The following is a 9304-nucleotide window of genomic DNA, read 5'->3' as shown; positions in this document are numbered from 1 at the left end:
CGAAGATCATTGCCTTCGATGAGGAGGCGCGGCGCGGCCTGGAGCGCGGCATGAACCAGCTGGCCGACGCCGTGAAGGTCACGCTTGGTCCGAAGGGCCGTAACGTCGTTCTGGAGAAGAAGTGGGGCGTACCCACGATCACCAACGACGGTGTCTCCATCGCCAAGGAGATCGAGCTCGAGGACCCGTACGAGAAGATCGGCGCCGAGCTCGTCAAGGAAGTCGCGAAGAAGACCAACGACGTCGCGGGTGACGGCACGACCACCGCGACGATCCTGGCCCAGGCGCTGGTCCGTGAGGGCCTGCGCAACGTGGCCGCGGGTGCGAACCCGCTGAGCCTGAAGAAGGGCATCGAGGTCGCTGTCGAGAGTGTCTCCGAGGAGCTCTCGAAGCAGGCCAAGGAGGTCGAGACCAAGGAGCAGATCGCCTCGACCGCGTCGATCTCCGCGGGTGACCCGGCGATCGGTGCCCTGATCGCCGAGGCGCTCGACAAGGTCGGCAAGGAAGGCGTCGTCACTGTCGAGGAGAGCAACACCTTCGGGTTGGAGCTTGAGCTCACCGAGGGTATGCGCTTCGACAAGGGCTACATCTCGCCGTACTTCGTCACGGACGCCGACCGTCAGGAGGCCGTCCTCGACGACCCGTACATCCTGATCGTCAACAGCAAGATCTCGGCGGTCAAGGACCTGCTCCCGTTGCTGGAGAAGGTCATGCAGGCGAGCAAGCCGCTGGCGATCATCGCTGAGGACGTCGAGGGTGAGGCGCTGGCGACCCTGGTGGTCAACAAGATCCGTGGCACGTTCAAGAGCGTCGCGGTGAAGGCCCCCGGTTTCGGTGACCGCCGTAAGGCGATGCTTGGTGACATCGCGATCCTGACCGGTGGCCAGGTGATCTCCGAGGATGTCGGCCTCAAGCTCGAGGGCACCACCGTCGATCTGCTGGGCAAGGCCCGCAAGGTCGTCGTCACCAAGGACGAGACGACCATCGTCGAGGGCGCTGGCGACACCGACCAGATCTCGGGCCGGGTCAGCCAGATCCGCAACGAGATCGAGAAGTCAGACTCGGACTACGACCGCGAGAAGCTGCAGGAGCGGCTGGCCAAGCTCGCCGGCGGCGTCGCCGTCGTCAAGGTGGGCGCGGCGACCGAGGTCGAGCTCAAGGAGAAGAAGCACCGGATCGAGGACGCCGTCTCGAACGCGAAGGCGGCCGTCGAGGAGGGCATCGTCGCCGGCGGTGGCGTCGCCCTGCTCCAGGCCTCGATCAGTGCCTTCGACAAGTTGGACCTCAGCGGCGACGAGCTCACCGGCGCGAACATCGTCAAGCGGGCGATGGAAGCGCCGATCCGACAGATCGCGGCGAACTCCGGGTTCGAGGGTGGCGTCGTGGTCGACAAGGTGCGCAACCTGCCGATCGGCCACGGCCTCAACGCCGCGACCGGTGAATATGTCGACCTGGTCACCACCGGCATCATCGACCCGGTGAAGGTGACCCGCTCGGCGCTGCAGAACGCCGCGTCGATCGCCGGCCTTTTCCTCACTATCGAGGTTGTCATCGCCGACAAGTCGGACTCCGCGGCGGGTGCCGAAGGGGGCGGCATGGGAGATATGGGTTTCTGACCCCGCTCTGCCTTCCTGAACGTTCGCCAGGCGAGCTCTACGCTCGCGCGCCTGCCGGTGGCTTCTGCCGGCGCTGACCGGAAGGTGAGCAGGGTGCCCCTGCGCTACGGTTTCCTCGGTACGTATCCGCCGACCAGTGCGGGCTTGCCACGTTCACCGCGGCTCTGCGCGAACAGCTGACCGGCTCCGCGCCCGGGGCGTCCAGTGGGTGGTGCGCCTGCTGGACGTGCCCGCCGCGCCGGGTTCGCCGTGGGCCGCCCCGACCCACGCCACTGCCTGAGCCCGGCCGGAACCCGGCCCATGGCGGCCTCCGCGGGGCGGGGTCAGGGGAGAGGCGTACCGTTCAGGGCTGGCTCATGCGTGTGAAAGCGTTGCCGATATCGCAGGGGTGACAGCCCGACCTGGCGTTTGAACGCCGTGCTGAACGCACTCTCGGACGTGTATCCCAGCTTCGAGGCGAGGGCGCCGACCCGGATCTCGCCGTCGCGTAGTGCCCGCTGCGCGAGCAGCATCCGCCAGCGACCGAGGTATGTCAGGGGCGGCACCCCCGCCGCGGTCCGGAAGCGTTCGGCGAACACGGTGCGTGACATCGCCGCGGCGCCGGCGAGCTCGGCCAATGTCCAGGGCTTTCCGGGATCGGCGTGCATGAGCCCGATCGCCGGGCGCAACCGCTCGTCGGTCAGCACTCGCAGCCAGCCCGGGGGCAGCTCCGCCTGGCTGACATAGGCGCGCACCATCTCCAGCACCAGGAGCTGGACGTGCTGCCGGATCGCGAAGTCGGCCCCGATCCGGCGCGTGCGCACCTCGTCGAACACCCGATGGACGGTGCCGCGCAGGTTGGTCGCCTCGGCGGCCGACCCCCGGACGTGCCCGACAGGCGGGAGCGCCTGCAGCAGCAACTGCTGACCGGCCGGGTTGAGGTCGACTCGACCCCCGACCAGGACATCGTCGATGCCAAAGTCGACATCCGCAAGATCGGTGGCGGGATCGTTCTCCTCGGGCAGGACCTCGCGGCGCGGCGCGTCACCGGTGCCGCCTTCGAGCTCCAGCCACGATCGGTTGTTCAGCACGGCGACATCTCCTGGCTCGAGGACGATCGGCGAGTCGATGCCGTCCGTGGTCAGCCGCGCATGACCAGCCACCAACGCGAAGAACTTCAGCGGCGTCCCGAGCGCCCCGCGGGAGACCCACGGGCCACGCGCGGCGAACCCGCCGGACAGCACACCACGGACCTCGACGAGATCGAACACCTCAGACAGCCAGTCCTCCGCCACCGCCGTACTATCGCAAAGAAAACAAGGACTGACGAGTATTCAGAATCCGCTCGGTGCGGCGCAGGGTGGACCCATGACGCCAAGCACCACACACAATCAGCACCCCATCGGATCCGGGTTCACCCCCGCGTCGACGGTCGACGACGTCATCGAGGGCATCGACCTCACCGGCAGGAACGTCATCATCACCGGCGGCCACTCCGGGCTCGGGCTGGTCGCCACCCGCGCTCTGGCGAACGCCGGGGCCTCGGTCACCACCGGCTCCCGCGACACCGACCGCGCGACGAAAGCCATCGCCGGGATCGAGAACGTCGAGGTCGGCCAGTTGGACCTGCTCGACCCGGCGTCGATCGATGCCTTCGTCGCCGGCTACCTCGACTCCGGCCGGCCGCTGCACATCCTGATCAACAACGCGGGCTTCCCTGGCGGCGGGATCGTGCACGACGCGCGCGGCTACGAGGCACAGTTCGCGGCCAACCACCTCGGCCACTTCCAGCTGACCCTGGGCCTGTACCCCGCACTCCGTGCGGCCGGAGGCGCCCGCGTCGTCACCACCACCTCGGGCGCCCAGCGGATGTCCGACATCCTGTGGGACGACATCCACTTCACCGCCGGCCGGTACGCCCCCAGCCTCGCCTATCCCCAGTCGAAGACCGCCAACGTGCTGTTCACCGTCGAGCTGGACCGCCGCTGGGCCGCAGATGGAATCCGCGCCTACGCCCCGCACCCGGGCATCGTGCCGGCCACGGACTTCAACAGGTCGGTGGGCGCGGAGGCGCAACGCGCAATGGGTCTCATCGACGAAGCCGGTGAGCCGATCATCGACCCCGACCGCGGAAAGAAGACGCCGGAGCAAGGCGCCGCGACCATCGTGTTCGCGGCCACCAGCCCCCTGCTCGCCGACATCGGTGGCATCTACCTCAACAACAGCGACATCTCGCCACTGGACGACGACCCCAAGCCCATCGATCTCACCGCGCCCGGCGCCGACGGGATCCCGGTCGACGTCGTACCCCACTCCATCGACCCCCAGTCCGCCCAGCGCCTGTGGGAGCTGAGCGAGCGCCTGATCGACGGTCCTTCGGCCTAACCCGCCGCAGCAAGCGGCACCGGCACCGGCACCGGCACACCAGGATCACATTGGCGACTCGTGAAGAACCCGCTGGCGGGTCGCGACCCGCAACTCCCTGATCGTGCGCAGTCGTCGAAGGCGGGTTCCTTGGCGAGCTCGACACTCGCCGCCGCGGTCTGATCACCAGGGCCTCTCAGGTATTTGCACGCCCAGGCTCTCCGAACGTAACAGCCCCACCGGAGCCAGCCCGGTCGGTGTTCGTGTGAGAGCGCAGGGCGCGGCGGGCCAGCGGGCCGAGCCTGTCGAGAAGGTCGAGGAGGACGGCGAGGCTGTCGAGGGCGCTGGTCGCGGCGTGTGCCCCATCGGGGTCGACGCCGTCGTACAGCTCTAGCCCGATGAACGCCGCGGACACGGCGCGAGCCAAGCCGGCGAGGTCGGTGACGTCCGCGAGCGGCGAGTCAGCGAACAGCCGGCGCAGGACAAGTTCGACCTCGGCCGTCCACAGCTGGAGCGCGGCGCGGACGGGCTCGGCAAGCCGAGAGTCGACCTGTGCGCCAGCGAGCAGCTGCGCGAGAACGGCCACATCGCCACGCTGGCGTTCCGTCTCGTGCAGCTCCTGGCCGAGGCGCAGCAGTTCCTTGGCTGAGCCGACGGCCGCGAACCGATCGCGGTAGTGCGCGATGCGCTCGGCGGTCGCGCTCTGACAGGCGGCGGACAGCAAGCCGTCAACGGTGCCGAAGTGATAGAAGACCAGCGCCTGGTTGACGCCCGCGGCGGCGGCGACAGTCCGCGCGGACACTCCAGCGATCCCGTGTGTTCGGATCGCCTGCAGTGCGCCCTCGATCAGCCGCTGCCTCGTAGTGGGCGCCGGGCTCCGGCTGGCAAGGTCGTCCATACGTCCGTTCTTCCAGCAGCGGCCTTGGGCCGCTCGTGTGGGCGGCGACGCGGTACCAACCTACCGGGTCACGGATCAGTAGCAATCGAAGTCCGCCGCCCGGCTGATGGCCACGACATCTGATCTCGGCACTCCATCCGCCAGCAGAACCACCCGTCCCGGCTCCCGCGCGAGCCGATAGAGTTGAGCATACGCTCAAGAGTCGCCGCCTATGCGCGATGTCCGAGCGACCTGGAGTCCACTCCCGCCGATGCTCCCCCAGGACCGCTCAGAAGTTCTGCCAGGTGAAGGGAAAACTCAAGACTTTCAGACGGCTTTCAGACGGTTGGATAGGCGCAGTCCGCTTGCTCCTATGTCAAGCGGCCGCTGTGAGCCGGGGGAGTCGTCCTGGGGAGCATCGCCGAGAAGCGCCCTGTAGACCACGTCGGAGAGTTGGCGTTTGAGGACGCGGATCGATTCGGGGGCGGTGTCGACGCTGGCGAGCCGGTCGGTGACCGGTCACGAGGTGCTTGGGGCGCCAGAGGCAGCGGGTGGGTGACTGCCAGGTCGGATCCAGCTTGTGCAGGTAGCTTGCCGTCGGCCGGCGGGGCGCCAGTGGGCCGGCTTCGGTGTGGGCCCCGTTTGGCGTCCGCGACCGCGAGCGTCTGCTCACTGCCGGCAATCCGCGGGATGGGGCGCGTGCGGCCCTCGCTACTGCCTCTACCACCGACCGGTGGCGCGGCGCAGCCGCCTTCGCATCCGGCCGGGACGGCACCGAGGGGCATGGCCGGCCGACGAGTTTGAGCGACCGGTTAAGTTCTGCTACTCTTCGTTGAGCGGATGCTCAACGAAGAAGAGGTGGCGCTTTGTCGCGCATCGAGACAAACGCTCGGACCCAGCCGCCTACGGTTCGTCGATACAGCGAGGAAAGACCGTCCCCCGGCAAGCCGAGACACAGACGCTGGCGCACGCTGGCAGCTGTTTCGTTGAGCATGTCGCTGACGGCTGCCTGCGCTGGCGCGTGCACTGGCGGCAGTGCTGGTAATCCCATCAAGCTCGGCGTCATGACCAGCATCGAAACCAATGCGGTCTCGCAGCCCTGGATCGTCCAGGCGGCCAGGATTGCCGCGGCGAAAGTGAACTCCGAGGGCGGGATCATGGGCCGGCCGATCGAGATCGTCGCGTGCGACGACCACGGTACCCCGCAGGGCGCTGCCGCGTGCTCTCAGCAGCTGTTCAACGGGGACGACGTCCTCATGACGGTCGGCAACGACGGTGCGCAGGAAGAAGCTCTCATTCCCGCTCTGGAAGCCCATAACACGATTTCCTGGGCGAGCGCCGCAGCGAGCATTTCTTCTCTCGGCAGCGACAACGTCTACACTCTCATACCGTATTTTTGGTCCCGCTCGATCCTCATCGACATGCTCCCGGAGACCACCAGGCACGTTGCCTACGTGTCGCGGTCAGACGAGATCCACGTCCGAGGGTCAGTCGAATACACCCCCATCGAACTCGCCCCGACGTCGACTGACTTCGATCGTGCCTGTGTCGACATCAGGCAGACGGGTGCCGACACCGTCTTCGCTGACGTATACCCGGACCAGGCCGCGGGTTTGCTCCAGGCGTGCGACCGAGCCGGGACCGGGAAGCTGCTGTGGGCTATGACCAGCAGCACACTGACTCCACTACTCATAGAGACGCTGACGGAGCTGGACCAGCCGAACATCGTCGCGCTCGCCTTCGGGCAACCCGCACTCGACGGCTTCGCCGCCGACGTCGCGGAGTTCGGTCCGACGATCGGCGGCATCACCAACACCGTCGCGGACACGGCCGTCAACGCCTGGCTCGGGGTCACGCTGCTCGCGGACATCATCCCTCGAGTCGGGTCAGTGGACGCCGCGAAAATCAGGGCGTGGCTCGACCGGCAGAAGGCGTTCGACACCGGCGGTGCGACGGCACCGATCGACTTCACCGCCGCGCCGATCGTGGAGAGCCTGCCTCGCATCACGAATCGTTCCGCCACCCAGGGCGAAATCCGGAACGGCGCGGTAGTCGTTACGAACCCGACGCCGTTCACGTACGGACCGCCGTCATAGCAGACCTGAACGCTCTGCTCCGAGCGCGTCCCAGTGTGCTATGTCGAGATCGTCCACGCCGCCAGCATTCCCGCTGTGCTCAGCGGTGAACACGGATGGTGACAGGCTGGGGACAGCGACGCCCCTGTAACGGGGCGTTGGGCCTACGGTTGGCCGGCCGTCGGGGCAAGACGGACGACATTCTCGGCAGGCATGGCGTCGTGCAGGGATTGCGTTTCCGCGACGTTGGACCCGTCCACACCCTGCGGGCGCCGTCGACTCAAGGACGCCAGCGCGGCCAACGCCCGATGGTCGCTCCCGGTTCTGGCGCCCCGCCCTCCTCGCTCCTCACTCCGCCGCCATGCATGAGGACGACCGCGCGGTCGGTCGCGGCAGGGCGCTACGAACGTGGCCGTGGCGGTGGCCAGCGCTCGGCGAGCAGGTCGGCGCGGCCAGCGTGTACGACGTGCTCGCCGCCGCCCGGACGCTGCCCGCGGGTGTCCGTCCCACTCGTACCGGTCACGGCCGGTCTGCTGGCCTTTCCGCTCTTGGCGCCAGCCATCGTCGACATCGCCCGTCCATGCACCTGGCCTCGGCGGGCGCGGGGCCTGTCGCGTGGCTGGTCGGGCACTCGTCGATCGACGCCTCGGTCACGTAGCGGAAGGTTCGGATGTGTGCGGACAGGCGCGGTCAGCGACTCTGGGACAGAAGGGAGTGACGTGTCGCGCTACATGGGGCCCCGCTACCTGTCCGGGGCTGTCGAAGGAGGGCGCCCGGCCGCCTCGATGCGTGCGCCGGCCGGGACCGAGCCAGCGCACGGGTCGGTGGCGCGCTCGGATGGAACGGTCAGCGAGCGGACGTTCTGGTGGCTGGCTGGCGGTACCGCGCTGCTGTATGTGGGAGCGCTCGTACCGCTGATCTTCCTTTCTGGACGGCCGCGGGTGGTGTTCCAGGGTGCTGCCTTTGTCGCCTGCAGCGTGTTCGCGGTGGTCGTGGCTGGTGTCGCCATCGTGCGCAGCCATGGCGTCGAGCGCCGCTGGCGGCTGCTGCTGAGCAGTGCTCTGCTCTCGGCGGTGGGTGGGTCGATCGACTGGATCATCACCTGGCTGGTCGTGGACCACTCCTCGGTCACGCTGGACGCCGCCGACCTGGCATACCTTGTGCCTCCGCTGCTGGCCTTGTTCGGCCTGTTGAGCATTCCGATCCGGCCGGATGAGAGGCCGGCCGGGCAGCGCGCACCTCCGCTCGAGGACGAGGACGGGCCACATGCCGCGGTGGTGGTGGTCGCGCTGGACAGCCTGATGATCGTGGTATCGATGTTCCTGATCGCCTGGGTCACGGTGCTGGAAGACATCACGGCCAGCGGGTTGAGCGGATGGCCGTTCGCGCTGGCTGTCGCCATACCGCTGAGCGGGACGTTGCTGATCGTGGTCGCCGTCCTGCTGCTGACGTTCCGAAGGCCCCGCAACGGCCGGGCGCTCTGGCTGGTGACCGCCAGCCTGGTTCTCTTCGCCGTGTCGGAGACGGCGTTGATCTACCTGGCCGCGCGCGGACCGTTCGCGGTCGACGACACGGCGCTGTACTGGATCGGCACCGTCCTCGCCCCGCCGCTGCTCGCGCTGGCGATGGTGGTCCCACTGGGACCGGCCACGAGGCGACAGGCACGGCCAGACCACGACCGCGGCCACGCGGAGCTGTCCCTGTGGGCCCATGCCTACCTGCCGTACCTGCCGCTGGGCGTCGCGTCCCTGCTCGTCGTCGTGCCCGCCGCACGGGGGGAGGCCCTACAGGGTCTTACTCTGCAGCTCTCGATCGCCCTCGCCACGCTCGTCGCGATCCGCCAACTGATCACGGTGGCACAGAACACCCGGCTGATGGCGAGCCTGCGGGCGACCCAGCGCGGACTGCGCTACCAGGCACTGCACGACCCACTGACCGGCCTGGCCAACCGCGTCCTGTTCACGTCCGAGATCGACCAGGCCGTCGCCGCGCACCAGGCCGACGGCCGGCCGCTGGTGGTGCTGTTCTGCGACCTCGACGACTTCAAGGCGGTCAACGACACCCTGGGCCACGGCGCCGGCGACGAGCTGCTGCGCGCGGTCGCCGGGCGGCTGCGCGGCGCCGTCCGCCAGGAGGACCTCACCGCCCGCCTCGGTGGCGACGAGTTCGCCGTCCTGATGCATGACCCGTCCGACGATCCGCGCGCGACCGGCGAGAGCACCGCGTGGCGCATCCAGGAGGCGATGCGCCCGGGGTTCCAGGTGCACGGGCGGCGACGCGACGTCCAGGCCAGCATCGGCGTCGCCGTCGCCGAGGCCGGCTCCCCGGCCACCAGCACCGAGGAGCTGCTCCACCGCGCCGACCAGGCCATGTACGCCGCCAAGAACCGCCGC

At 68.6% G+C, this 9304-nt stretch carries 7 protein-coding genes; 5 read left to right on the top strand and 2 right to left on the bottom strand.

Annotated features, from left to right (window positions below):
- The coding region (gene groL, locus QOZ89_RS46075; RefSeq protein ID WP_312630305.1) for a chaperonin GroEL at window positions 1–1616 on the top strand (1616 nt) is incomplete at its 5' end.
- 323 nt (window positions 1617–1939) lie between these two features.
- On the opposite strand, the gene QOZ89_RS46070 is transcribed toward groL, so the two are convergent.
- A complete protein-coding gene (locus QOZ89_RS46070) occupies window positions 1940–2890 on the bottom strand; it encodes an AraC family transcriptional regulator (RefSeq protein ID WP_071049901.1) in 951 nt (316 codons plus the stop codon).
- Between the two features lie 73 nt (window positions 2891–2963).
- Between QOZ89_RS46070 and QOZ89_RS46065 the strand changes: the two genes are divergently transcribed.
- Window positions 2964–3980, top strand: a complete 1017-nt coding sequence (locus tag QOZ89_RS46065; RefSeq protein ID WP_312630304.1) for an SDR family NAD(P)-dependent oxidoreductase — start codon at window positions 2964–2966, stop codon at window positions 3978–3980.
- A 175-nt stretch (window positions 3981–4155) separates the two neighbouring features.
- Here QOZ89_RS46065 and QOZ89_RS46060 read toward each other — a convergent pair whose 3' ends face one another.
- Window positions 4156–4857 carry a TetR/AcrR family transcriptional regulator gene (locus QOZ89_RS46060; protein WP_071049899.1) on the bottom strand — a complete coding sequence of 234 codons (702 nt, stop codon included), beginning with the start codon at window positions 4855–4857 and terminating at the stop codon, window positions 4156–4158.
- Window positions 4858–5828: 971 nt separating this feature from the next.
- On the opposite strand from QOZ89_RS46060, the gene QOZ89_RS46055 reads away from it, so the two are divergent.
- The 3 genes from QOZ89_RS46055 to QOZ89_RS46045 form a co-directional block, all read left to right on the top strand.
- Complete coding sequence (locus QOZ89_RS46055) at window positions 5829–6932, top strand: ABC transporter substrate-binding protein (protein ID WP_083418909.1); 1104 nt, start codon at window positions 5829–5831, stop codon at window positions 6930–6932.
- 340 nt (window positions 6933–7272) lie between these two features.
- Window positions 7273–7569: a hypothetical protein gene (locus QOZ89_RS46050; RefSeq protein ID WP_071049898.1), complete on the top strand. Its 297-nt coding sequence runs from the start codon at window positions 7273–7275 to the stop codon at window positions 7567–7569.
- A gap of 61 nt (window positions 7570–7630) precedes the next feature.
- A partial coding sequence (locus QOZ89_RS46045; protein WP_312630303.1) for a diguanylate cyclase domain-containing protein occupies window positions 7631–9304 on the top strand: 1674 nt, incomplete at its 3' end.

It is taken from the genome of Pseudofrankia coriaricola (assembly GCF_032027725.1).
Classification (GTDB): Bacteria; Actinomycetota; Actinomycetes; order Frankiales; family Frankiaceae; genus Pseudofrankia.
Note: the sequence above shows the minus strand (reverse complement) of the source record. Positions and strands in the feature narration are given on the sequence as shown.